Genomic DNA, 24379 nt, shown 5'->3' with positions numbered 1-24379 from the left:
CGTCACTCCCGGTCCCCCGCGGTGGCACGCCTGCGCAGCGCGACCAGTCCCGTCACCCCGCCGCCCAGCACGATCACCACGCCCAGCACCAGGGCCACTGTGCCGTAGTCGGTGCCGCCGGTACCGGCGATCGCCTTGCTGGTCGGTTCGGCCTGGTAGTAGCCCCAGTAGCTCTGCTGCCCGGTGATCACGCCGTCGTCGGCGGGCTGCGTCGTGAAGTCGCCGAAGCGGTCGGACCGGTAGGCCTCCAGCGAGTTCGGGTAGAACAGGATCAGCCCGGTGGCCTGGGTGTGGAAGCGCCGCTGGGCCTGCTTCACCAGCTCGACGCGCTTGTCGTGGTCGAACTCGGCGAGCTGGCGCGCGTAGAGGTCGTCGTAGCGCCGGTCGCACAGGAAGCTGTCCGGAAGTCCGCCACCTCCGGGAGTGGGCCGCGCCGAGCAGGTCTGCAACCGCAGCACGTAGTCCGGATCGGGGTTGGCCGACCAGCCGCTGATGACCATGTCGAAGTCACCGGCCGTGGTGCGCTCGTTGACCTGGTTGTCCGAGACCGGCTGTAGCGTGACGTTGATGCCCAGCCGGGACAGCCAGCCCTTGAGGTACTCGCCGACCCGGGCGTCGACGGGCTCGTCGCCGTGCAGCACGAACTCGAAGTTCAACGGCTCGCCCTCGGGGGTGCGGCGGGTCCCGTCGGGACCGCGCAGGTACCCCGCGGCGTCCAGGGCGCGGTTGGCCGCCGGGATGTCGAAGGGCCGCTTCAGCCGCGGGGGCGGTGTCCAGTGGTAGTCGGCGAAGATCGGCGGCAGGTATCCGCCCCCGAGCTGGCCGTAGCCGCCGAGCACCCGCTCGACGAGGACCTCGCGGTTGATGGCCCTGTCGATGGCCCGGCGCACCCGCACGTCCCGCAGCGCGGGGTGCCCGGTGCCGATCGGGGTGCCCGCGCTGTTGGTTGCTCCGGGGTTGAGGATGACCTCGAAGAACCGCCGCCCCTGCCCCTCGACCCGCTCGATGTTCGACGCTCCGGCCAGTGCGTCGAACTGGGTGGGGGTGAGCTTGCGGACGACGTCGATCTCGCCCTTGCGCAGTGCCTGCACGGCCGCGTCGCTGTTCTCGAAGTTGACGAACCGCAGCTCGTCGATCTTCGCCGGTCCGCGCCAGAAGTCCTCGTCGGTCTTCAGGGTCAGTGACTGCTGCGGCCGGTACTCGGTGGCGACGAACGGTCCGCTGCCCACGATCGGCATCCGCTGGTTGGCGAAGTCGGCCACGTCGTCGATCTTCGACCACACGTGCTCCGGCACGATCGGTATGGCCAACGACAACATCGTGGCCTGCGGCTTCTCGGTGCGGATCACCACCGTGCGGTCGTCGGGGGCGGTGACGGCGGCGAAGTTGTCGACGTAGTTGCCGTTGGCCGTGGCCGCGGCGGGGTCGGTCATCATGCGGTTGAAGGTGTAGGCGACGTCGTGGGCGGTCACGGGCTCGCCGTCGGACCACTTCACGCCGCGGCGGATCGTGAACGTCCAGGTGAGTTCGTCCCGCGAGTGCTTCCACTCCGTGGCCAGGTCCGGGACCACCCCGAAGTCCTCGGCGGCGTAGGTGGTCAGCGTGGGGTAGATCAGCTTGAACACCTGCGTGGAGGCCAGCGAGAAGCCGAGGAAGGGGTTCAGCGAGTCGAACTCCTGCTGGAGCCCGACCCGCAGCGTGGCGCCCTGATCCCCGTCCTGCTGGGCCGCCGCCGGAGCGGCGGTTGCCGTGGCCACGGCGGGCACGAGCGCCACCATCAGCGATGCGGCCAGTAAAGCGACGATTTTCCTACCCACTGTGACCACTCCTTCGCGGCAGGTGATAAGAAAGAACCACCGCGGACCGGGTCTCGTCAATGGTTCACCGCATGCGCCGTTCCCGCACGCCGTACGGGTATCGAACCGTTATGTTCCGGCGCCGCGCCGTCGCCCGGGAAGTCGTAGTCTGACCGACGTGCGCATTCTGATCTCAGCGGACATGGAAGGCGTCACCGGCGTGACCTCGACCGATGACGTGATCGCGGGGACCGAGCCGTGGCAGCGGTTCCGGCGGCTGTTCACCGGCGACGTCAACGCCTGCGTCGAGGGGCTCCACGACGCGGGGGCCACCGACGTGGTGATCAACGAGGCGCACGCGACGCAGCGCAACCTGCTGCTGGAGGACCTCGACCCCCGGGCGCGAATGCTGACCGGGCGGCAGAAGCCGCTGTCGATGATGCAGGGCATCGACGAGGACGTCGACGGCGTGGTCTTCCTCGGCTACCACACGGGAGCCGGGGCCGAGGGCGTCCTGTCGCACACCTACATGGAGGGGTCCGTGATCGGGGTGTGGCTGGACGGGGTCCACGCCGGTGAAGGACGTCTCAACGCCGCGCTGGCCGCCGAGCACGGGGTCCCGGTCCTGCTGGTCACCGGTGACGACCTGACCTGTCTGGACGCCGCCGACTACGCGCCCGCCGCCGAAACCGTGGCCGTGAAGGAGTGCGTGAGCAGGCACGCGGCCCTGTGTCAGTCACCCACGCACACGGCCGCCGACATCCGTGCCGGAGCCGCCCGGGGCGTGGCCGTGGCGGGCCGATCCGGCGGCCGCGCCACGTCACATCGCGTCGAGATCGAGTTCGCCGCCGCGAACCTGGCGGCGGCCGCCGCCGTGATCCCCACGGTCGAGCGGGTGGGATCGCGCGGGGTGAGCTTCGAGGCCGCCACAATGACCGAGGCCATGAAGGCCTTCAAGGTCGTGACCATCGTGGCTTCCCGCGCCATCGAGGGCGTCTACGGGTAGACCGCACGGAGCACGCTCGCGGGCCTTGCGGTGCACCACACCGCGAGGTAACCGTCGTATCCCATTCAGTGGTTTCCCGGTTTCGCGCGAAACCGGGAAAACCCAGGCGTCCAGCCGTCCACGCCCCCCCCGGGGGGCGCCCCGGAGGCGAAGCCACTAGTCGCCCCAGCGGGCCTGTTGCCACGGCACCGAGTCCGGGCACAGTCCGGTGCGGGCGAACTCGAGCAGAGCCGGGCGCAGTCGTTCCAGCGGCACGACCGAGTCGCGCGGGAAGGTCAGCGCGCTGCCCGCGTCGAACCGCAGGACCGGAGCCTGCGGGGCGGGTTCGGGGTTGTGCGTGTGCCAGGAGCTCAGTTCCCCCTCCTCGGTCTCCTCGCTGTAGTTGATCACCCCGAGGTCCTCCGCCGTCACCACCCGCATCTGCTGGTAGGGGCCGGGGGTCTCGTCGTCCTCGTAGGGGCGGTCCCACGTGTAGAGGTGACCGGCGCGCCCGGGTTCCTCGGGCCGTAGCAGCCGATCGACGAGCGCGGTCTTGTCGTCGTCGCCGTGGGCGTAGTAGCGACGACCGTCGACGACCACGGTGGCCACGATGACCCCCAGCTCGGTGTTGCGGGCGCCCACCGCTTCCGAGCGGAAGGCCTCCAGCCCCTCCCGTGCCTCCCGCAGGGCGCGGATGGCCGCGCCCTGGTGCAGCACCAGATCCGCCCAGTACGGATGTGCGCGCACGGTGTTGAGATCGGAGTAAACGGACTCGGTGCTTTCGATGAGCTTGTCGACGATCTCCAGCGGCACTTCGCTCAGACGCGCGAACACCGCCGCATCGGTCTCGAACCGGTCGGGCTCATCCTGCGGTAGCGGATTCGACATGACTCCCCTGCGTCCAGACGGTGCCGCACAGTGATACTTCGACATCATGCCAACCGCTTCACAGCCGCCGACCGCCACCCGTGTTCAAGGACTCGGCGGGCGTCGGACTCGACGGCTTGACCCGATTTCGATCACTGGTATAGAGCTTATGGCGTGCTCGACGGTCCTCTCGGCACACTCCCGATCGAACATCCCGTCCGGCCACCGGCCCCTCCCCAGACCGCCCCGCCAAGGAGCGCACCGCATGACCGAGCACCGGCAACTGCCCACCCACGCTCCCGAGAGCCTGCACCACCTGCGGCGAATCGGCGAGCACAACGCCGAACCGCTCCAGCGGGCCGCCACGGCGCTGGTCGAGTGCCTGGACGGCGACGGCCTGGTGTTCACGGCGGGAGCCGGGCACTCCCTGGCCGGCGTGATGGAGTCGTTCTACCGGGCGGGCGGACTCGCCGCCGTGCGCCCGCTGTACCACCCCGAGCTGCTCCCCCTGCACGGCGCCGTGGCCAGCACCGACACCGAGCGCCGCAGCGGACTGGCCGAACAGACCCTGGCCGAGGCCGGTTTCCGGGGCGGCAAGGACCTGCTGGTGGTCTTCTCCAACTCCGGGATCAACCCCTACCCGGTGGAACTGGCCACCACGGCCACCGCCTTCGGGTCGACCGTCGTGGCGATCACCTCGCCGGAGGCCTCGGTGGACGCGCCGCGGCGCGCCGAGGGCGTCCTGGCCCAGCACGCCGACATCGTGCTGGACACCCTGGTCCCGGGCGGGGACACCAGCTACCCCGTCGACGCACCGGTCACCGCGCCGCTGTCCTCACTGGGCAACGTCTTCCTGTGGAACCTGGTACTGGCCGAAGTGCACCGGGTCGCCACCGAGACCGGGGTGACACTGCCGTGGTGGCGCAGCTCGAACACCGTCGGCGGCGACGAGGCCAACTCCGACAACCTCGAGCACTACGCGCACCGGATTCCCGGACTGCTGTAACCGGGCGGGCTCACTCGACCTGCCGGGCTATTTCGGTGATCCGGCGCAGCTGTGCCGCCCGTTCGGCGGCGAGCTGCTGGTCGGGATCGACCACTTCGTCGGCCTGCGACAGCAGCGCCAACGTTTCCCGGGTCGCTCCCGCCGGTGCCCGGGTGAGTGCCTCGGCGAGCTCGTCGACCTCGGCGTCGAGCCGCTCGGGGGTCACGACCGAGTTGGCCAGCCCGGTGCGCAGCGCCTCCTCGGCCGGGACATCACGACCCGTCAGGCAGATCTCCACCGCTCGGGCGTATCCCACGGACCGCACCAGCGGCAGCGTTCCACCGAGGTCGGGAACCAGCCCCAAGCTGGTCTCGGCCATGCGCATGGTCGCCCCCTCGGCAACCACCCGCAGGTCACAAGCCAACGCGAGCTGGAAACCGGCCCCGATCGCATGGCCCTGCACGGCGGCGACGGTCACCCGATCGGGATCGCGAAGCCAACTGAAGCCCTGCTGGAACGCGGCGATGTCGGCATCGGCCTGCTCGATCGGGCGCTGGGCCAGACTGGCCAGACCCGGTGCCCCCTCCACATCGGAGGAACCGAACAGGCGGCGATCCAGTCCCGCCGAGAACGCCCGTCCTTCGGCACGGACGACGACCACGCGAACGTCCGCGTCGAGTACCTCACCGATTCGGCACAGTGCCTCCCACGTGTGCGGAGTCTGCGCGTTGAGCTGTTCCGGGCGGTCCAGGGTGATGGTCGCTCGCGGCCCTTCGACCGCGAATCGCACACCGCCCCGGTCCAGCAGGTCGGCGTCCACTGTCGAGTCCGCCAAGCGGGCCTCCGTTGCTCTCGACCGTCGATGACAGCGCACAGCCTACAGCCGATCACGGCCACAGGGCCCGACCGCCGTTCGACGGCGGGCCCACGCACTCCCGAAGCAACGCGACCACGACTCCCCGGACGCACCCGAACAGCGCGTCCGAGAGCGGACACGATGCGGGGTTTATTGCTGCTTCTTCTTCGTCCGGGTCGCTCCCCCGCGACCACGCAACTGCACTCCCGACTCGGTGAGAACGCGGTGCACGAAACCGTAGGAACGGCCGGTGGACTCCGCCAAGGAGCGAATGCTGGCCCCTTTCTCGTACTTCTTCTTGAGATCACTGGCAAGCTTGTCCCGTGCGCTTCCGGTGATGCGCGCACCCTTCTTCAGGTCAGCCACAGTCTCCCCGCCTTCCCCGTCGAACAGGTCGGGCCGCTCGCGACCCCTGTCCCGGCAATGATCGAACAGGAAAGCCACGAACGCCAGGCGATCATGGAAAAAGATCGGCCCACACGGAAGATATATCTATGTTGATCTTCGAAAAGATGTGAAACGGCCCACTGCCGCGGCTTTCGTCTCTTCCGAACCGCCCTCAGGCGAGTTGAACGAGATCCAGATACTCCTCGGACCAGTGGTCCTCGTTACCGTCCGGCAACAGGATCACCTTTTCGGGTTCCAGCGCCTCGACCGCTCCGGGGTCGTGGGTGACCAGCACCACCGCGCCGGTGAAGCTGCTCAGGGCGTCCAGGACCTGCTCGCGGCTGGCGGGGTCGAGGTTGTTCGTCGGCTCGTCGAGCAGCAGCACGTTCGCGGCGCTGGAGACCAGTCCGGCCAGGGCCAACCGGGTCTTCTCGCCACCGGAGAGCGTGCCCGCGGGCTGCTTGAGCTGCTCGCCGCTGAACAAGAAGGCACCCAGCGTGGTGCGCAAACGCTGTTCCGGGGTTTCCGGGGCGACATTGCGAATGTTGTCCCACACGCTCGCGTCGTGGTCCAGGGTCTCGTGTTCCTGCGCGTAGTAGCCCACCCGCAACCCGTAACCGGCCTCGACCACGCCGGAGTCGGGGATCTCCTTGCCACCGAGCAGCCGCAGCAGCGTCGTCTTGCCCGCACCGTTGAGCCCGAGCACGACGACCTTCGACCCGCGATCGATCGCCAGGTCGACCCCGCTGAAGATCTCCAGCGAGCCGTAGGACTTGGACAGACCGCTCGCGGTCATGGGGGTGCGGCCGCAGGGGGCCGGCTCGGGGAAGCTGATCTTGGCGACCTTCTCGGAGGTCTGCTCCTCGTCCAGCTCCGAGAGCATCTTGTCGGCCCGGCGAGCCATGTTCTTGGCCGCGACGGCCTTGGTGGCCTTGGCACCCAGCTTGTCGGCCTGCGCCCGCAGCGTGGTGGCCTTCTTCTCGGCGTTGGCCCGCTCGCGGCGGCGCCGCTTCTCGTCGTCGGCGCGCGCCTCCTGGTAGCGCTTCCAGTCCATGTTGTAGATGTCGGCCTCACCGCGCACGGCGTCGAGGTACCAGACCTTGTTGATCACCGACTCCAGCAGGTCCACGTCGTGGCTGATCACGACGAGACCACCGTCGTGGGCCTTGAGGAAGTCGCGCAACCAGGCGATCGAGTCCGCGTCGAGGTGGTTGGTCGGCTCGTCCAGCAGCAACGTCGTGGCCGAGGTTCCACCGGGACCCGCCTCCGCGGCGGCGAACAGGATCCGAGCCAGTTCCACCCGGCGCCGCTGACCACCGGAGAGCGTGCCCAGCGACTGGGGCAGCACGTTGTCGGGCAGGCCGAGGTTGCCGCAGATCCGCGCCGCCTCGCCCTCGGCGGCGTAACCGCCACGAGCGGCGAAGCGCTCCTCCAGGCGCCCGTAGCGGGCGATCGCCTTGTCCCGCTGCCGGTCGTCGATGAGCTCGGCCATCTCGGACTGGGCCTTCTCCATGTCCCGCAGCATCTGGTCCAGGCCACGAGCCGAGAGCACGCGTTCCTTGGCCGAGACGGACAGGTCCCCCTCGCGGGGGTCCTGGGGCAGGTATCCCATCTCGCCGCGACGCACGATCTCACCCGCGTGGGGGTGGTCCTCACCGGCCAACACCCGCAACGAGGTGGTCTTGCCCGCACCGTTGCGCCCGACCAGGCCGATGCGATCACCCGGCTGGACACGCATCGTCGCGTCGGAGAGCAGGATGCGGGAGCCGGCCCGCAGTTCGAGGCCGCTGGCAGAAATCAAGGAAAACTCCGGTCGTCGTGGTCAGACGGGCATAGACGCAAAGCAGCGCCCACTGGCTGACATGACCAGTGGGCGACGTTGTCGCTAGTCGGCCAGGCGCTTGTCGCGCAGCGAGGCCGTAGGACGCAACAGGACCACGTCCCCACTGTACCGGCGAAGTCGAGGAGGTTTCACCGCCGCACCGGTGACCCCCGTCCCGGACCGCCGCGACACTGCTCACGGATCGTGAACGCGGACCTCGACGGCCACCGCTCGTGCCGCCGCCTCGTCCAGGACGGCACGGCGGGGCTCGGCCACGTCGAGCACCCGGGGTTCGGCCGTGGCCAGCAACGCCGCCAACCGTCGGTCCCGCCCGAGGGTGTCCAGGGCCTGCCGATCGCCTCCCAGCACGAGCCCGTCGAGCCGTTCGGGCAGCAGCACCCGCGCCACGGCGTCGGCCGCGGACTCCAGGGCCTTCCGGGACTGCTCCTCGCGCCTGCGGGCGAAGCGCTGCTGCGACCAGCCTCCGGCCTTGTTCCTGCCGTGCACGAGATGGCGGTCGGTCGAGGAGGTCACGACCTTGCCGTCGACGCAGGCCCCCACGCTGTGCGCACCGAGCCGCACCAGCACCAACCCGATGCGGCGCGAGCGCCCGACGTGATCGACCAGCTCGGACACGGCCAGCCCGGAACGCCGCCCGGACGGCTGGGGCAGCGGTTCGAAGGGCACGTCGACCACGGCCAGCGCACCGTCGACGGCTCGCACCCGCACCCGGTCCGCTCCGACCTCGGTGTCGGCCGCACCGCCGTGCTGCTCGGCGAATCGCTCGAACCACCCGTGCAACCGGCGTGGGGCGACCTCGACCGCACGGCCACCTCCGGCCAGCGGGCGGACCCTGCTCACCTTTTCTCCCATCGACGGAAAAACCCCTGCCCCTCGGGCGGCGAGGAAGTCACAGCACGAAGGTGTCGGACCACAGCTGGGTGCTCCGGCCGGACAGGGACTCCAGCAGCGCGGCGGCCTGCTCGTCGGTCAGCGAGGCGACGAAGTCGACGACCGCGCGTCCCCGGGCCATCCGCTCGACGCGCTCGCCCTCGGAGGGACCGCTCGGCTGGCGTTCCGACGGCATCAGGGCCTCCGGGTCCTCGCTCCGCAGCGTCTCCAGCTCCTGGCTGGCGTGCTCGAACAGGTCGCGCAGGCGGTGCGGCAGCCGCGCCTCCTCCGTGCGGTCGATCAGCCAGTCGTCCAGCGCCTCGACGAGCTTGCTCAGCAACCGGTCCTGGCCACGTTGGTGCAGCGCCAGGTCCGGACGCTGCAGCACGAAGTGGCGGTGCACGAACTTCAGGATCTGCACCTCGTGCCACTGCTCGGCGGCCAGCACCACGTGGCCGGAGCGGGTCGTGGGTTCCTCGTCGATGTGCACACCCTCCACCAGTCGTCGCGTCCACTCCCCGGAGAAGGCCGCCACCGCCTGCTCGGCCTGCTTGGAACGGTCGAAGGGCACTTCCAGCAGTTTGCTCACCAGCTCGGACAGGACCCTTTTGACCGCGCCGACGAAGGCGTCGTCGTCGGCGATCCAGGAGTCCTTGGCGTGCAGCCTGCGGCGCAGCAGCTCCATCGACCTGCCGGGCCGGTCGGAGTCCAGCTCGGCGTCGGAGAGCCCGGCCAGCTCCACGGAGTGCCCCAACCACTCGGTGAGCTCGTGGGAGACCGTGGTGTGCTGCAGGATGCCCACGCGGTGGAAGTCCTCCAGGTCGTGGATGGCGTAGGCGATGTCGTCGGCGGTGTCCATGACCGAGGCCTCGACGGTCTGCTGCCAGCCGGGGATCCGCCCGGCGAAGGCGGCGCGGCAGTCGATCATGTCGTCGAGCTCGGTGACGTAGCAGGAGAACTTCGCCGATCCCGTTCCCTCCTCGAGCTCGGAGGCCCCGCGCGGCGGAACCTCCATCTCGCGCGGATGCGGTCGCGGGCGCCGCAGCCGGGTCCACGGGTACTTCAGCAGGGCGGCCCGCACGGCGGCGGTCAGGTCCAGACCGTCGCCACCGGCCCCGCGCACGTCGATGCTGCTGACGATGCGGAACGTCTGGGCATTGCCCTCGAACCCGTCGGGCAGGGCGAAACGCCGCCGCGCGACGCGGTCCAGCACCCGCTCCCCGAGGTGGCCGAACGGTGGGTGCCCGAGGTCGTGACCGAGTCCGGCCGCCTCCACCACGTCGAGATCGCAGCCACCGAGCCGGTCGAGGCGGTGGCCGTCGGCCGGGTCTGCCAGCAGCCGCTCGCCGATGGCCCTGGCCACCTGGGCGACCTTGAGGCTGTGGGTGAGTCGGTTGTGCAGCAGCAGGCCCGAACCGCTCGGGCTGACGACCTGGGTGACGCCGCCCAGCCGGGAGAAGAACGCCGAACCCGACACGCGGTCGCGGTCGGCGCGGAACGGGCTCGTGGCGAGGTCACCGGGATGCCGGGGTTGGCCGAGCAGGTCACCGCGTCGATCCGTCCTCGCTCGCTCGATCCCGGAGTCGGTATGCATGGCTTCACGTTATCCACCAAGCGCCGTGAGCGGCGAACGTGATCCGATGGAGGCGTGGTGGATGTCCTCGTCGTCGGTGCCGGTCCTGCCGGCCGAGCCGTCGCTGCGGCTTGTAGCGACGCCGGCATGCGGGTGAGCCTGCTCGACCCGGCGCCCCGGCGCGGGTGGGCGAACACCTACGCGACCTGGTACGACGAGTTGCCCACCACTGCGGCCCGGGAGGCGACGGCCACCGTCTCCTCCCGGATGTCGGCCGTGGCCGTCTCGCACCACGAGTGGGCCAGACCGTATGCGGTGCTGGACAACACCGCCCTGTGGCGGCAGCTGTGGCGCCCCGGGATCACCGAGGTGACCGGCAAGGCGGTCGCGGTCGAGCACGGCCCCGCCGGGTCCACCGTCCACCTCAAGACCGGGCACCGCATCGCCACCGCCGTGGTCATCGACGCCTCCGGAGCGGCACGGGCGCTCTGCGGTGGGCGCCCGGCACGCCGCAGCGCCGAGCAGACCGCGGTGGGAGCGATACTGCCCAGCACCGATGCCGAGGCACTCGTCACCACCGACACGGGCGTGTTCATGGACTGGCGCCAGGTCCCGGCGACCTCGTCGACGTGGCCGACGTTCCTGTACTCCGTACCGCTGGCAGCGGGCCGGACCCTGGTGGAGGAGACCTCGCTGGCACGGCGCCCGGGACTGTCGCTGAGCCTGCTGCGCGACAGGCTCGAGCACCGGTTGGGCACCGCCGGGATCACCACCACTCCGCGGACTCCGTGGGAGCGGGTGCGGTTTCCGGTCGACGACCCGATCCCCCGGCGGGGCCGGGTGGTTCCGTTCGGGGCCTGTGCCGGTTTCGTGCATCCGGCGAGCGGGTTCAGCGTGTCCGCCTCGCTACGGCTGGCGCCCTCGGTGGCCGGAGCGATCAGCGCCGGGCTGTCCACCCGACCCGCCACTGCCGCGCGGGCCGCGTGGTCCGTGCTGTGGTCCCCCTCCGGACTGGCCGTGCACGGGTTGCGCCGCCGGACCCTGGAAGCACTGCTGGCGATGCCGCCCGAACGGGTCCCGGAATTCTTCGAGCTGTTCTTCTCGCTGCCACCGCACCACCAGCGGGCCTTCCTGTCCTCCGAGCCCGACCCGGCCACGACCTCGGCCGCCATGGGAGCCCTGTTCCGCGCGGCGCCACCGGCGCTACGGCGACACCTGGTCACTCGCAGCCTCGTCCCACGGCACCGCCCCGAACCCGATTGATCACGCAGCGTTCGGGATCGGCGTCAGGAAAAACCGACCGTTGCCACGGGCGGAGCTCGAACTCTTACCTTTAGTAACGAAACGTATCCGTTTCGCTGTGTTTATCGACACAATCACAGGGTCGTTTTACTGCCACCACATGGCAAAACGCGCTAGGTTGGCGCAGGAAGCCACGCGTCCTCGCGCAGGAAGAGCCGAATGTCGGTGAACAGATCGTGAACACGCTCGATGAGAGACCATGAGTGCGGGCAGCATCGACCCTGTGTCTGGATTGGCGGAGCAGACGCGTTTCGCCTTCCAGCCCTTGATCAACATTCGAACCGGGGCCATCGTGGCCGTGGAGGCCCTGGCCAGGCCGGTCAACGGCCACGCCGACGACCTCTTCCGCGAGGCCGCGCGGGCACGCCGGCTGGGGGAGCTGGACGCGCACCTGGCCGTGTCGGCGGCTTCGGCCGCCGCCGATCACAAGACGCTGCTGCCGCTGCACATCAACGTCTTCGGGGGCACGGTCACCCATGAGCTCTCCCGGCTCGAAGCGCTGCACTCCACCCTGGAGCGGTTCCAGCGCAGGCCGCAGGAGGTGATCCTGGAGATCGGGCCGCCCTTCGCCCGGCTCGAGCCCGAACGGCTGCTGTCGGGGGTCCGGCAGCTGCGTTCCCGCGGCTACCGAATCGCGCTGGACGGAATCGGCGAGGGCGACGCCCCCATGACGCTGATCGGCGATCTGGCGCCGGACACGGTCAAGCTCGACCCCGGAGTGGCCACACGGCTGCCCGAGGACACCGGGCGCACGGCGACGCTGGAGGCGGTCCGCCACCTGTGCGAGTCCGCGGGTTCCGAGCTGGTGGCCGAGGGAGTCGAGACCGAGCGGCAACTGCGGGCACTGCGTGGTGGCGGGATCCGCATCGTGCAGGGCAACCTGCTGGCTCCGGCCGCCCGGCGCCCGCCCACCTCGCTCAGCGTCGCCGGAGTCGCCGCCGAGATCACCGACCCGCACGGCCGCAAGGTCGAGACCACCGCGGCCGGGCCCAGCATCAGCGACTTCCTGTCCCCGGCCACGATGCTGTCCACCGAGGTCACCGCCGACGAGGTCCGCGAGGTGCTGTCCGACCACCCCGAGATCAGCGGCGTCGTCCTCATCGACGAGCACGACCGACCGCAGTGGTCGATCGACCGCAACCGCTTCCTGCTGGCCGTGACCGGCCCGTACGGTCACGCGCTGCACGCCAAGCGACCGGCGGCCCGGCTGGCCGACGAACCCCGCGTGGTCACCACGGCCACCACCGCGCTGGAAGTCCTCGGGCTGGTGACCGGTTCCGACCAGTACCGCATCTACGACGACGCGATCGTCGTCGACGAGTCGGGCCGCTGCCTGGGCACCGTTCGCGCCGGCCACCTCATCCGGGGCATGGCCGAGCTCAAGGTGGAGGAGGCCGCCGCCCTGAACCCGCTGACCCGACTCCCCGGCAGTGACGCCGTGGCCAGGGACGTCACCCGGCGCCTCGAGGAGGGCGAGGTCTTCGCGGTGAGCTGGCTGGACATCGACGACTTCAAGGGCGTCAACGACAACGCGGGGTTCTCCGCCGGGGACGAGCTCATCCGCTCCATCGGACGCGGCCTCGCCGACGTGGCCGCCTCGCTCGGTTCGGTGCGCGTGGGCCACGTCGGCGGGGACGACTTCCTGCTGGTTGCCGATCTGGACGATCTGGTCGCCCTGTCCGAGGCGGCGCTGAATCCGGTCCACGAGGCCGGCGGGGTCCGGGTCAGCGTGTCCCTGGCCACCCTGGTGTGCACGCAGCACGGCGCCACGGACTACGACGAGGTTTCGCGGCTGCTGGCCCCGCTCAAGCGCCAGGCCAAGGAACTGCACGGGTCGAGTTGGGTCATGGCCCGTCCCGGTGCGGACCACGTCGACGTCCTGCGCGGCCAACGTCCCGGAGAGTCCCCGCCGGCCTTTCCCGCCCACGATCCCGGAAGGGCGTCCGGGTAGCGAACTCACCGCCCCACCAGCGGATGCCCGCTTCGCGGCATTCGCGTGAAAAGTGCGGATCATCCCGTTCGACCGGTTTTCGACGGCGGACCCGACGAGCTTCCACTCCGACCGGTGGTCGTTTTCGAGCGAAAACGCCAACGTTCCGTGTTCGACCGAATCCGTCTGGTATTCCGGAGACACACCGGACTTGTAGCATCACTCTCGGTACAGATCACGATCACTGTTGGAGGGGGCATGCGCCGGTTCGCAAGGCACCGCAGACCGGTGGCGCTCGCCTCGGGGGTCCTGTTCCTCGCGCTGCTCCTGACCACGCTCGTGCTGTGGGGCGGCCGGGACGCCGAGCTCGCGGGGGTGGTCTCCTTCGGAGCGGCCGTGGTCGCGCTGCTGTTGACCTCCCGCCCTCCGCGGGGAGCCGAGCGCTCCGAGCAGGCCGACGCGGCTCGGCGACTCGTCGAGGCCGTCCGCGACCAGGAAACCCGCGTGCTGGACCAGCTGCTCGCCGAGAGCGGTGAGCCCCGCCCGGCGACCGACGTCGAGTTCGAACCCGCCTGGTGGAAACTTCCCGAACTGGTGCGCCACGGCACCGACCTCGGGGGCGAGGAGGGGTCGCTGCGTCACGTGGCCGAGTTCTACCGCGCCGGTTCCACGGGCAGGATGGTCGTGCTCGGAGCGGGTGGGGCGGGCAAAACCGTCCTGGTGCTCACGCTGCTTCGAGACCTCGTCGACACCCTTCCCGCGGACCTCTCCGAGCCGCCCTCGCGAGTGCCCGTCCGGATCAGCGCCTCCGCGCTCGCCCCGCATCTCGACCCCGCCGAGTTCACCACCGCGGGAGCGGCCTCGCGACGACTGTGGGACGGCATCGCCGAGTATCTGGTTTCGACGTTCGAGCTCTCCCCCGACGGGGCCCACGCCCTGGTCCGGCGGAAGTGGATCCTGCCGATCCTGGACGGTCTGGACGAGATGGACCCCGACACCCGGGACCCCGTGCTGGCCGCCGCGGTCGTGCAGGCGCTCAACGAGCAGGCGACTCCCGTGGTGCTGACCTGCGGGGAGGAGCGCTACAAGCGGTTGGCGCGGCTACCGGCGTCCCGAACCGGCCAGGACCGCGTCCTGCGGGACGCGCTCGCGATCCGGCTCCGGCCGCTGACCATCGACCAGGTCGTGCGCCACATCCGCGACCGCTTCCCCGACCCCACCGCGCCACGAGTCGTCCAGCGACGCTGGGAGCCGGTCCTGCGGCAGCTGCGCGAGGACCCGAACAGTCCGCTGGCACGGGCGCTGTCCTCTCCGCTGAGACTGTTCCTGGCCGTGACCGTCTACCACGACCACACGCGCGATCCCGTACGACTGATCGAGGTCGGCTCCGACGAGCTCGACCAGCACCTCGTCGACCGTCTCGTGCCTGCGATGACGAATCGGTACGAGGGGCCGTCCGACGAACGGGACGAGTACCGGCCCGACGCGGTGCGGCGCTGGCTCCGCACGCTGGCCGAGCACCTCGGGCGACAGTCCGGTGGCCGGGAGGCCGCACCCGCCGATCTGCACCCGCACACGCTGTGGATCAGTGCCGGTCGCCGGAGGATGCGGTGGCGCACCGCTCTGTTCCAGGGCCTGTTCAGCACGATCGCGCTGGCCGTGGCCGCCGGGGTCCTCGGCTACGACCGCGGTTACGTGATCCCCACGGAGCTGCTCGGTCGACTCGTCCACCTCGCCGCGATCGCCACGCTGCCGACGACGGTGGTGCTGAGCACGGTGCTGCGGGGAAAACCCCGGCGCCTCGACCTCGGACTGCTGCTCACCCGCACCGGTACGCTGCGCGCCCTGGTCGGCGCCGGTACCGGTGCGACCGCGGGGATCGCCGTGGGGTTCCTTTCCGGTCTGGTCCACGAGCATCAGCTGGGACTCGCCCACGGCCTCTTCCACGGAACGGTGCTGGGATCGGTGGTGGGAATCGTCCACGGCGCATCCCACGAGGTCTTCCTCGTCGACCGCCCCAGCCGGCTGATCGTCCAGAGCCGGAACCACTACCTCGCTGTGGTGTGCACGCCCGCCCTGGCACTGGGGCTGCTGTTCGGGCCCGCCAACGGGCTGCTCCACGAGAGCGGGGCCTCCGCGGTCACCGGGACGCTCCTGGGAACCTCCCTCGGCACCGTCCTGGGACTCCTGGGCGCCGCGGCCTCCCGTTCCCCGTGGGCGCGCTACCACGTCGCGGTCCGGGAACTCGCTCGACGCGGGCGGCTTCCGTCCCGGCTCGGGCCGTTCCTCGACTGGGCGCACACGGCGGGGTTGCTGCGGATGTCGGGGGCGGCCGTCCAGTTCCGGCACCGCGAGCTGCAGCGGTGGATGTCGGGCACCGGGGTGACCGACTCCGAGTTCGGGCCGGCGCGAACCGGCGAGGGCCTGCACCGGTAGGGCACGTTCGCGAACGTCTCGAACGGAGCCACCCCGGGCACACGAGCAATCGGCCCCGGCAGCCGAAGCTGCCGGGGCCGAACCCGGAACTCACGAGTCACACGGTGAAGCCGAGCGCGCGCAGCTGCTCGCGGCCCTCATCGGTGATCTTCTCCGGTCCCCACGGCGGGATCCACACCCAGTTGATGCGGTAGCCGCTGACGAGTCCCCCACCGGGGCCGCTCATCAGCGCCGAACTGGTCTGGTCCTCGATGACGTCGGTCAGCGGGCAGGCCGGGGAAGTCAGGGTCATGTTGATCGTCGCGGAGTTGTCCTGCTCCACCTGGACCTCGTAGACGAGGCCGAGGTCCACGACGTTGATGCCCAGCTCGGGGTCGACCACGTCGCGCATGGCCTCCTCGACGTCCTCCACCGCGGCGAGCTCCGCCGCGGCGGCGGGAGCCTCGGGCATCCCCTCGGCACCGCGCTGCACGTCCTCGTGCTGGTCCGGAGCCTGGGGTTGCTCCGCAACCCCGCTCTGGTCGTACGTACTGGTCATGACGCTCCCACCTCGTCGACAACGCGCGATACGGCGTCCTTGAAAGCCATCCAGCCCAGCAACGCGCACTTCACACGAGCCGGGTACTTCGCCACCCCCGCGAAAGCGATGCCGTCCTCCAGGACGTCCTCGTCGGGATCGACCCTGCCGCGGCTCTGCATCAGTTCCGAGAAGGCGGCCTCCTTGGTCAGCGCCTCCTGCAGCGGCCGGCCGACCACGAGGTCGGTCAGCACCGAGGTGGAGGCCTGGCTGATCGAGCAACCCTGCCCCGCGTAGGAGACGTCCTCAATGGTCGCGTCGGTACCGGGGTTGGTCAACCGCACGCGGAGGGTGACCTCGTCCCCGCAAACCGGGTTGACCTGAAAGGACTCCGCGTCGAACGGATCGCGCAGGCCGTGGTTGTGCGGATGGCGGTAGTGATCCAGGATGATCTCCTGGTACATCTGTTCGAGCTGCATCACCAAGTCCTCAGCCTGCCGACGGTGTCACTCCGAAGAAGCGCTGCGACTCGCGGACGGCGTCCACCAAGTCCTTGACTTCGTCGAGCTCGTTGTACAAGTAGAAACTGGCTCGCACCGTGGCGGGCACACCCATCCTGCGGTGCAGCGGCCAGGCGCAGTGGTGCCCCACGCGGGACTGCACGCCCTCGTTGTCCAGCACCTGGCCCGCGTCGTGCGGATGCACGCCGTCGATGACGAACGACACGGCCCCGCCGCGCCGCTCGGTATCGGTCGGGCCGATGATGCGGACGCCCTCGATGGCCGAGAGTTCGCGCAGGGCCAGTTCGGTGAGCTGGTGCTCGTGGGCGGCGATGCGTTCCATGCCCACCACCGACAGGTAGTCGATCGCCGCACCGAGGCCCACGACCTGCGAGGTCATCGGCACCCCGGCCTCGAACCGCTGCGGCGGCTCGTCGAAGGTCGAGTGGTCGATGTAGACCATCTCGATCATCGATCCGCCGGTCAGGAACGGCGGCATCGCCTTGAGCAGCTCGTGGCGGCCGTAGAGCACGCCGATGCCCGACGGGCCCAACATCTTGTGCCCGGAGAACACCGCGAAGTCCACGCCCAGTTCACCGAAGTCGACCGGCCCGTGCGGTACCGACTGGCACGCGTCGAGCACGACGAGCGCGCCCACCCGGTGCGCCCGTTCCACGACGGACTCCACCGGGTTGATCGTGCCCAGCACGTTGGACTGGTGGCTCACGGCGACCAGTCGCGTGCGGTCGTTGATCACCTCGTCGAGGTCGGACAGGTCCAGCCTGCCCTCGTCGGTGACCCCGAACCAGCGCAGCGTGGCCCCGGTGCGCTGGCACAGCTGCTGCCACGGCACCAGGTTGGCGTGGTGCTCCATCTCGGTGACCACGACCTCGTCGCCCGGACCGAGCCGGAACCGATCGGATTCCGGCCCGGCGGTCGCGGCGTTGCTCATCGCGTAGGCGACGAGGTTGATGCCCTCGGTGGCGTTCTTGGTGAACACCACCTCGTCGGTACCGACGCCGACGAAGCGGGCGACCTTGGCACGGGCGTCCTCGTAAGCGTCCGTGGCCTCCTCTGCCAGCTGGTGCGCACCACGGTGCACGGCCGCGTTGGAGGTCTCCAGGAAGGAACGCTCCGCGTCGAGTACCTGGCGGGGCCGCTGCGAGGTCGCCCCCGAGTCCAGGTACACCAGCTTGCGGCCGTCACGAACCGTGCGGTCCAGGATCGGAAAGTCCGAGCGGATCGCAGCGACGTCCAACGGAGCGGCGGTGGTGCTCGCACCCGCTGAGGTGCGAGGAGGCTGAACGGTCATGACTGGGCGGCCGCCTCCTTCTTTCCGGCGAAACGCACGTAACCGGACTTCTCCAGCTCGTCGGCCAGCTCGGGGCCGCCGGACTCGACGACCCGACCGCCGACGAACACGTGGACGTAGTCGGGCTTGATGTGCTCGAGGATGCGGGTGTAGTGGGTGATCAGCAGGACACCCTTGTCACCGTCCTCGGTGTAGCGGTTGATGCCGTCGGAGACCACGCGCAGCGCGTCGACGTCCAGGCCGGAGTCGGTCTCGTCGAGGACCGCGAACTTCGGCTTGAGCAGGTCGAGCTGCAGGATCTCGTGGCGCTTCTTCTCGCCACCGGAGAAGCCCTCGTTGACGCTGCGCTCGGAGAACGACTCGTCGATCTCCAGGTTGCCCATCGCCTGCTTGACTTCCTTGACCCAGTGGCGGATCTGCGGAGCCTCACCCCGGGTGGCGGTGGCGGCGCTGCGCAGGAAGTTCGACATCGACACGCCGGGCACCTCGACCGGGTACTGCATGGCGAGGAACAGACCCGCACGAGCGCGCTCGTCCACGCTCATCTCCAGGACCTCCTCACCGTCGAGCAGCACCGAGCCCGAGGTGACGTTGTACTTGGGGTGTCCGGCGAGCGCGTAGGCGAGCGTGGACTTGCCGGACCCGTTGGGCCCCATGAAGGCGTGGGTCTCGCCCGAGCTCACGGTGAGGTTCACACCGGTGAGGATCTCCTTGGACCCCTCCTCGGTCTCGACCTCGGCGTGCAGGTCCTTGATTTCCAGGGTGGCCATCGTGTTCGTTTTCTCCCGATATTGACGCGAAAAGCTGTGTGGGTGCCGCGACAGCGGCAGGCGCGGTGCGGCCGAAACGCCCGGCGCTCCGGCCGCGTCCGGTCACGTCCCGGCCGCGGCCAGTTCCTCGTCGATCGCGGCCTCCAGCCGCTCGCGGATCTCAGCCACGGTGATCTTCTGCAGGATCTCGCCGAAGAACCCGCGCACGACCAGCCGCCGGGCCTGGTCGTAGGGGATGCCCCTGGCCTGGAGGTAGAACAGCTGCTCGTCGTCGAAGCGTCCGATCGCACTGGCGTGGCCGGCCCCGACGATTTCGCCCGTCTCGATCTCCAGGTTGGGCACCGAGTCGGCGCGGGCGCCCTCGGTCAGCACCAGGTTGCGGTTGAGCTCGAAGGTCTCCGTGTTCTCGGCCGCGGCTTGGATCAGCACGTCGCCGATCCAGACCGACCGGGCCGAGTCGCCCTGCAGCGCACCCTTGTAGGTGACGTTGCTGCGGCAGTTCGGCTGGGAGTGGTCCATGAGCAGCCGGTGCTCCAGGTGCTGCCCCTTGTCGGAGAAGTACACCCCGAGCATGTCGGCGTCCCCACCGCGGTCGCCGTAGGAGACCTTGGTGTTGACCCGCACCAGGTCCCCGCCGAGCGAGACCGCGAAGTGGCGGAACACCGCGTCCTTGCCCAGGTGCACGTGCTCGGAGCTGACCTGGGTGGCGTCGTTCTCGAAGTCGTGAATGGTGATCACGGAAAGCCGCGCCGAGTCCTCGGCGATCAGCTCGACGTTCTCACCGATCACGCCGGAACCGCGGTAGTCCAGCACGACCACCGACTCCGACAGCGGCTCGGCCCGCACCTGGATGTGCCCGTAGGCGGTCCGCTCCCGTCCGGGTCCGTGCACCGTGACGACGATCGCGTCGGCGGGCTGGGTGTCCTTGGGGACCGTGACCACGGTGGCCTCGGTGAACGAGCACCAGGCCTGCGCGGCGATCCGGTCGGCGGGGGCACCGGCGGTGCCCAGCCGCTGGTCGTCGCGGCCCACGGTCTCCACGCGGGCCGCCGAGTCACCACCGACCTCCACCTGGAGCGAGCCGGTGGCCGCCGCGGAGCCGTCGTGCAGCCCGTGCAGGCGCTTCATCGGCGTGAAACGCCAGTCCTCCTCGCGACCACCGGGGACCTCGAAAGCCTCCACGTCGTAGGAGGTGAAGCGGTGCCCCCGGGAGGCCGGGGGAACCTCGGTTCCCCCGTGGGAGTGCTCCTCGAGGCCGCTCGGACCGGTGGTTTCCAGAGTCGACTCCGTCATCAGCCGACGGCCCCTTCCATTTGCAGCTCGATCAGGCGGTTGAGTTCCAGTGCGTATTCCATCGGCAGCTCGCGGGCGATCGGCTCGACGAAGCCGCGCACCACCATCGCCATGGCCTCGTCCTCGGTCAGGCCCCGCTGCATCAGGTAGAACAGCTGGTCGTCGCTGACCTTGGACACGGTGGCCTCGTGGCCCATCGACACGTCGTCGACACGCACGTCCACGTAGGGGTACGTGTCGGACTTGCTGATGTTGTCCACCAGCAGCGCGTCGCACTTGACGTTGGACGAGGAGTTGTTGGCCCGCTTCGCGACCTTGACCAGCCCGCGGTAGGAGGTGCGGCCACCACCACGCGCGATCGACTTGGACACGATCGACGAGGACGTGTGCGGAGCCATGTGCTCCATCTTCGCGCCCGCGTCCTGGTGCTGGTTCTCGCCGGCGAAGGCCACCGACAGCACCTCGCCCTTGGAGTGCTCGCCCATCAGGAACACCGACGGGTACTTCATGGTCACCTTGGAGCCGAGGTTGCCGTCGACCCACTCCATGGTGGCGCCCTCTTCGGCCTTGGCCCGCTTGGTGACCAGGTTGTAGACGTTGTTCGACCAGTTCTGGATGGTCGTGTAACGGCAACGGGCGTTCTTCTTGACCACGATCTCCACGACCGCCGAGTGCAGCGAGTCGCTGGAGTAGATCGGGGCCGTGCAGCCCTCGACGTAGTGCACGTAGGCACCCTCGTCGACCACGATCAGGGTCCGCTCGAACTGGCCCATGTTCTCGGTGTTGATCCGGAAGTAGGCCTGCAGCGGGATGTCGACGTGCACGCCCTTGGGCACGTAGATGAACGAGCCACCGGACCACACCGCGCTGTTGAGCGCGGAGAACTTGTTGTCACCGGCGGGGATGACCGAACCGAAGTACTCCTTGAAGATCTCCGGGTGCTCGCGCAGGGCGGTGTCGGTGTCCAGGAACTGGACGCCCTGAGCCTCCAGGTCCTCGCGGATCTGGTGGTAGACGACCTCGGACTCGTACTGCGCTGCCACACCGGCGACCATCCGCTGCTTCTCAGCCTCGGGGATCCCCAGCTTGTCGTAGGTGGTCTTGATGTCCTCGGGCAGGTCGTCCCAGGTCTGGGCCTGTTTCTCGGTCGACCGCACGAAGTACTTGATGTTGTCGAAGTCGATACCGGAGAGGTCGGCACCCCAGTTCGGGGTGGGCTTGCGGTCGAAAAGCCGCAGCGCCTTCAGCCGTGCCTCGAGCATCCACTCCGGCTCGTCCTTCTGCCGGGAAATCTCGCGGACGACGTCCTCGTCCACACCACGCTGCGCGTTGGCCCCCGCGAAATCCGGATCGGCCCAGCCGTACTCGTAGTTGCCCAGGGTGGCCAGGGTCTCTTCCTGGGTCATCGACTCAGAGCTGTTCGGCACCGTGGTGGGTGTGCGCTGCTCGGCAGCGGCAGTCATACGGACTCCCTTCCATCAGGAATCTCGTCGGTCTCCCCCTGGTCCGTCGGAACGGATCCAGCGGGAGTCGGGTCGGTCTCCGAGCGGTCTCGTGCGCCCGGTCGCGGGATGTGCGTCGTGCAGGCCGCGTCGCCGTTGGCGATCGTGGCCAGCCGTTGCACGTGAGTGCCGAGCACTTCGGCGAACGCCTCCGTCTCGGCCTCGCACAGCTGCGGAAAATCCGCGGCCACGTGGGCCACCGGGCAGTGGTGCTGGCAGAGCTGCTCACCGGCCCCGACGCTTCGCGTCGAGGCAGCGTAGCCCTCCCGGGTCAGTGCGTCGGCCAGAACCTCGGCTCGTTCGCCCGGGTTCCGACCGGAATCCAGCGCCTCGCGGTGATGGGCCACCAGGGCGGCCATCCGCCGCTCGGCGAAGGAACGCACCGCTTCTTGCCCGGACTGCTCGGCCAGGAACCGCAGGGCGGAAGCGGCCAGGTCGTCGTAGGCGTGACCGAATCGGGCGCGGCCCTGCTCGGTGAGCAGGAACTGCTTGGCCGGACGTCCCCGGCCGCGGCGCCCGCGACGCGAGGACTCCCGGGTCCATGCTTCCCCCTCGACCACCAGTACGTCCAGGTGCCTGCGCACCGCCGCGGGACTGAGGCCGAGTTCCTCGGCCACGGCCGCCGCGGTGATCGGCCCCTGCTCCAGCAGCAACCGGGCGACCAGTTGCCGGGTCCGCCCGTCACCGGCCGCACCCTGCTGGGCAGGATGGCGGCCCGCCGTGCCCGTGTCGGGCACCGCGTCCGGCGTAGACGTCCCGGCTTTTTTCACAACACCAATGTTACCTATTTCGTCCAGTAGCGCCACATCGCGGGGATGGAGGGTGACCTGACTCACTTCACTACGCTGTGCGACGTGGCGGCAGGTAGAGCGGCCGGTGGCGTCGGACTCGACGAGAAACACTCCCCCGGTCACGACAGGATGGGCGTACGCCCCAACGGTGCCGCAGACGGCACCGTGACCGAGGTGGAACAACCCGCATCACTGGATCACGGCGAGCGGCGACAGCTCGACGTGGTCCGGCGCTTCGGGACTGCGGGGGCACTGCTGCTGGGAGTGGGTGCGATCGGTGCGGGAGCCGCACCGGTGGACAACCCGCTGTCCGGGCTGCGGCTGATCGGGTTGCCCGCCAGAATGCCCACCACGGCCATGGCCTGCGCCTGGCTGGGCATGCTCATGATCGTGATCGGCTGGCTGTGGCTGGGCCGGTTCGCCGTGCCCGGGGCACGACGCATGGTCTCGCGCACCCAGCTCGACCGGACGGTGGTCATGTGGGCACTGCCGCTGGCGGTCGCTCCCCCGCTGTTCAGCCGCGACATGTACGCCTACCTCGCCCAGAGCGCGATCGCCGCGCAGGGCACCGATCCCTACATGTACGGCCCCTCGGCCGCGCTGGGAGTCGATCACCCGCTGACCGCCAACGTGCCCAACATCTGGCGGGACACCCCCGCGCCCTACGGGCCGGGGTTCCTCATGCTGGGGCGCGTCATCATCACCGTCGTCGGCGACAACGTCGTGCTCGGCGTACTGCTGTGGCGAATAGTGATGCTGGCCGGGCTCGTGCTGGCGATCTGGGCGATTCCCCGACTGGCCCGCCGCTGCGGCGTGCACCCGACCTGCGCCCTGTGGCTGACCGCGGCGAACCCGATCGTGCTGTTCCACGCGATCAGCGGGATGCACAACGAAGCCCTGCTCATGGGCATCATGCTGGCCGGGATAGAACTGGGGCTGCGCTGGCGGAACCTGCTGGGGGCCGTGGCCGCGGCGATCGTGATCACGGTGGCCGGAGCGATCAAGCCCCCCGCCTTCGTCGCACTGGGCTTCTTCGGCGTCTACCTCGCCAGGCGCCGGGGCGGCAGGTTCTCCGACCTCGTCAAGGTGGCGACCCTGCTCGTCGTGATCTTCCTCGCCGCGATGACCGTGATCACGGTGGCCAGCGGATGGGGACTGGGCTGGATCGAGACCTTCGACGTGCCCAACCGGATCAAGACGTGGCTGGCCCCCATGACGGCCTTCGGCATGACCGGCGGCGGCATCGGCATGATGCTGGGTCTGGGCAACCACACCGACGCCATGCTCGTCCTCACCAAGCTCATCGGGTACGGGATCAGCGTGGTCCTGTGCGTGCGGCTGCTGTGGAGCTCGTTCAAGGGCCGCGTCGAACCGCTGGCCGGGCTGGGCGTCGCCCTCGGCGCCGTGGCGCTGCTCGGCCCCGTGCTGCACCCCTGGTACCTGCTGTGGGCGATCCCGCCGTTGGCGCTGTCCACCAACGACAAGCGGTTCCGCATCACCGCGACCGTCGTCAGCGCCTCCGTGGCGCTGCTCGTGCCTCCCACCGGCATGGCCTACACCCTGCGCGCCTACATGATCCCGTTCGCCGTGATCGCAGCCGTCCTCGCGTTCCTGATCACACTGCTGTTCGTTCGCGGTAAGGTCCCGCAACTCCTTCCGCCGTTCAGCAACGTGTCGAAACGTTCCTGAGCCGTCGTATTGCTACGCGGCGTTGACCCCGGCCCGGTGGTGAGTGGGGTCTTCCCGTGGCGGTACCCGGTACCAGCGGGGCTGGTCTCACGGGGGTTTCCGGCGGGCTCGTTTTCCGTCCCGACGCAACTCGCCGTGGACTCCGCGAGGCCCGCGAGGTCGCGGGCCGCGTTGA

The 24379-nt window shown here is 69.6% G+C and carries 20 protein-coding genes; 6 read left to right on the top strand and 14 right to left on the bottom strand.

Annotation, left to right across the window (positions count from 1 at the left end; genetic code table 11):
• Positions 1-2: 2 nt before the first annotated feature.
• Entirely contained in the window at positions 3-1817 is a 1815-nt protein-coding gene (locus FHX42_RS04845) for an ABC transporter substrate-binding protein (RefSeq protein WP_328795904.1), read from the bottom strand.
• A gap of 157 nt (positions 1818-1974) precedes the next feature.
• Here FHX42_RS04845 and FHX42_RS04840 point away from each other — a divergent pair, with 157 nt between their 5' ends.
• A complete protein-coding gene (locus FHX42_RS04840; RefSeq protein ID WP_182542920.1) occupies positions 1975-2802 on the top strand; it encodes a M55 family metallopeptidase in 828 nt (275 codons plus the stop codon).
• 156 nt (positions 2803-2958) lie between these two features.
• Here the strand turns inward: FHX42_RS04840 and FHX42_RS04835 are convergent, their stop codons facing one another.
• On the bottom strand, positions 2959-3669 hold the full coding sequence (locus FHX42_RS04835) for an Imm1 family immunity protein (RefSeq protein ID WP_182542919.1): 711 nt from the start codon (positions 3667-3669) through the stop codon (positions 2959-2961).
• 244 nt (positions 3670-3913) lie between these two features.
• Between FHX42_RS04835 and FHX42_RS04830 the strand changes: the two genes are divergently transcribed.
• Entirely contained in the window at positions 3914-4654 is a 741-nt protein-coding gene (locus FHX42_RS04830) for a sugar isomerase domain-containing protein (protein ID WP_182542918.1), read from the top strand.
• Between the two features lie 10 nt (positions 4655-4664).
• Here FHX42_RS04830 and FHX42_RS04825 read toward each other — a convergent pair whose 3' ends face one another.
• The 5 genes from FHX42_RS04825 to FHX42_RS04805 all read right to left on the bottom strand — a co-directional run bounded on the left by FHX42_RS04825 (position 4665) and on the right by FHX42_RS04805 (position 10183).
• Entirely contained in the window at positions 4665-5468 is an 804-nt protein-coding gene (locus tag FHX42_RS04825; protein WP_182542917.1) for an enoyl-CoA hydratase/isomerase family protein, read from the bottom strand.
• A gap of 171 nt (positions 5469-5639) precedes the next feature.
• A complete protein-coding gene (locus tag FHX42_RS04820; protein ID WP_182542916.1) occupies positions 5640-5855 on the bottom strand; it encodes a helix-turn-helix domain-containing protein in 216 nt (71 codons plus the stop codon).
• 193 nt (positions 5856-6048) lie between these two features.
• The gene (locus FHX42_RS04815) at positions 6049-7677 is read right to left on the bottom strand and encodes an ABC-F family ATP-binding cassette domain-containing protein (RefSeq protein ID WP_182542915.1); all 1629 of its coding nucleotides are present in this window, start codon (positions 7675-7677) and stop codon (positions 6049-6051) included.
• Between the two features lie 216 nt (positions 7678-7893).
• The gene (locus FHX42_RS04810; protein WP_182542914.1) at positions 7894-8559 is read right to left on the bottom strand and encodes an acVLRF1 family peptidyl-tRNA hydrolase; all 666 of its coding nucleotides are present in this window, start codon (positions 8557-8559) and stop codon (positions 7894-7896) included.
• A 49-nt stretch (positions 8560-8608) separates the two neighbouring features.
• Positions 8609-10183 carry a deoxyguanosinetriphosphate triphosphohydrolase family protein gene (locus tag FHX42_RS04805; protein WP_182542913.1) on the bottom strand — a complete coding sequence of 525 codons (1575 nt, stop codon included), beginning with the start codon at positions 10181-10183 and terminating at the stop codon, positions 8609-8611.
• Between the two features lie 57 nt (positions 10184-10240).
• On the opposite strand from FHX42_RS04805, the gene FHX42_RS04800 reads away from it, so the two are divergent.
• The 3 genes from FHX42_RS04800 (at position 10241) to FHX42_RS04790 (ending at position 15830) form a co-directional block, all read left to right on the top strand.
• Positions 10241-11425 (top strand): lycopene cyclase family protein, encoded by a 1185-nt coding sequence (locus FHX42_RS04800; protein ID WP_328795903.1) that lies wholly within the window; start codon positions 10241-10243, stop codon positions 11423-11425.
• Positions 11426-11687: 262 nt separating this feature from the next.
• Positions 11688-13415 (top strand): GGDEF domain-containing protein, encoded by a 1728-nt coding sequence (locus FHX42_RS04795; protein ID WP_407926198.1) that lies wholly within the window; start codon positions 11688-11690, stop codon positions 13413-13415.
• Between the two features lie 237 nt (positions 13416-13652).
• Entirely contained in the window at positions 13653-15830 is a 2178-nt protein-coding gene (locus FHX42_RS04790; protein ID WP_182542910.1) for an NACHT domain-containing protein, read from the top strand.
• Between the two features lie 97 nt (positions 15831-15927).
• Here FHX42_RS04790 and FHX42_RS04785 read toward each other — a convergent pair whose 3' ends face one another.
• The 7 genes from FHX42_RS04785 to FHX42_RS04755 all read right to left on the bottom strand — a co-directional run bounded on the left by FHX42_RS04785 (position 15928) and on the right by FHX42_RS04755 (position 22494).
• The gene (locus FHX42_RS04785; protein ID WP_235987059.1) at positions 15928-16281 is read right to left on the bottom strand and encodes a metal-sulfur cluster assembly factor; all 354 of its coding nucleotides are present in this window, start codon (positions 16279-16281) and stop codon (positions 15928-15930) included.
• A gap of 83 nt (positions 16282-16364) precedes the next feature.
• Complete coding sequence (sufU, locus tag FHX42_RS04780) at positions 16365-16826, bottom strand: Fe-S cluster assembly sulfur transfer protein SufU (RefSeq protein WP_182542908.1); 462 nt, start codon at positions 16824-16826, stop codon at positions 16365-16367.
• A gap of 10 nt (positions 16827-16836) precedes the next feature.
• A complete protein-coding gene (locus FHX42_RS04775) occupies positions 16837-18159 on the bottom strand; it encodes a cysteine desulfurase (RefSeq protein ID WP_182542907.1) in 1323 nt (440 codons plus the stop codon).
• Complete coding sequence (gene sufC / locus FHX42_RS04770) at positions 18156-18929, bottom strand: Fe-S cluster assembly ATPase SufC (protein ID WP_182542906.1); 774 nt, start codon at positions 18927-18929, stop codon at positions 18156-18158. The genes FHX42_RS04775 and sufC overlap by 4 nt, the downstream gene beginning before the upstream one ends.
• A gap of 102 nt (positions 18930-19031) precedes the next feature.
• Positions 19032-20222, bottom strand: coding sequence for a Fe-S cluster assembly protein SufD (gene sufD, locus FHX42_RS04765; RefSeq protein ID WP_182542905.1), 1191 nt, complete (start codon positions 20220-20222; stop codon positions 19032-19034).
• Positions 20222-21685: a Fe-S cluster assembly protein SufB gene (sufB, locus tag FHX42_RS04760; RefSeq protein WP_182542904.1), complete on the bottom strand. Its 1464-nt coding sequence runs from the start codon at positions 21683-21685 to the stop codon at positions 20222-20224. Before sufB ends, sufD begins: the two co-directional genes overlap by 1 nt.
• Entirely contained in the window at positions 21682-22494 is an 813-nt protein-coding gene (locus tag FHX42_RS04755) for a helix-turn-helix transcriptional regulator (RefSeq protein ID WP_407926197.1), read from the bottom strand. Before FHX42_RS04755 ends, sufB begins: the two co-directional genes overlap by 4 nt.
• A gap of 84 nt (positions 22495-22578) precedes the next feature.
• Here FHX42_RS04755 and mptB point away from each other — a divergent pair, with 84 nt between their 5' ends.
• Positions 22579-24204 (top strand): polyprenol phosphomannose-dependent alpha 1,6 mannosyltransferase MptB, encoded by a 1626-nt coding sequence (gene mptB / locus FHX42_RS04750; RefSeq protein WP_328795902.1) that lies wholly within the window; start codon positions 22579-22581, stop codon positions 24202-24204.
• Positions 24205-24379 lie beyond the last annotated feature (175 nt).

Origin of the sequence: Halosaccharopolyspora lacisalsi, from assembly GCF_014137975.1 — a bacterium.
GTDB lineage: Bacteria > Actinomycetota > Actinomycetes > Mycobacteriales > Pseudonocardiaceae > Halosaccharopolyspora > Halosaccharopolyspora lacisalsi.
This window is presented reverse-complemented; position numbering and strand designations above follow the sequence as displayed.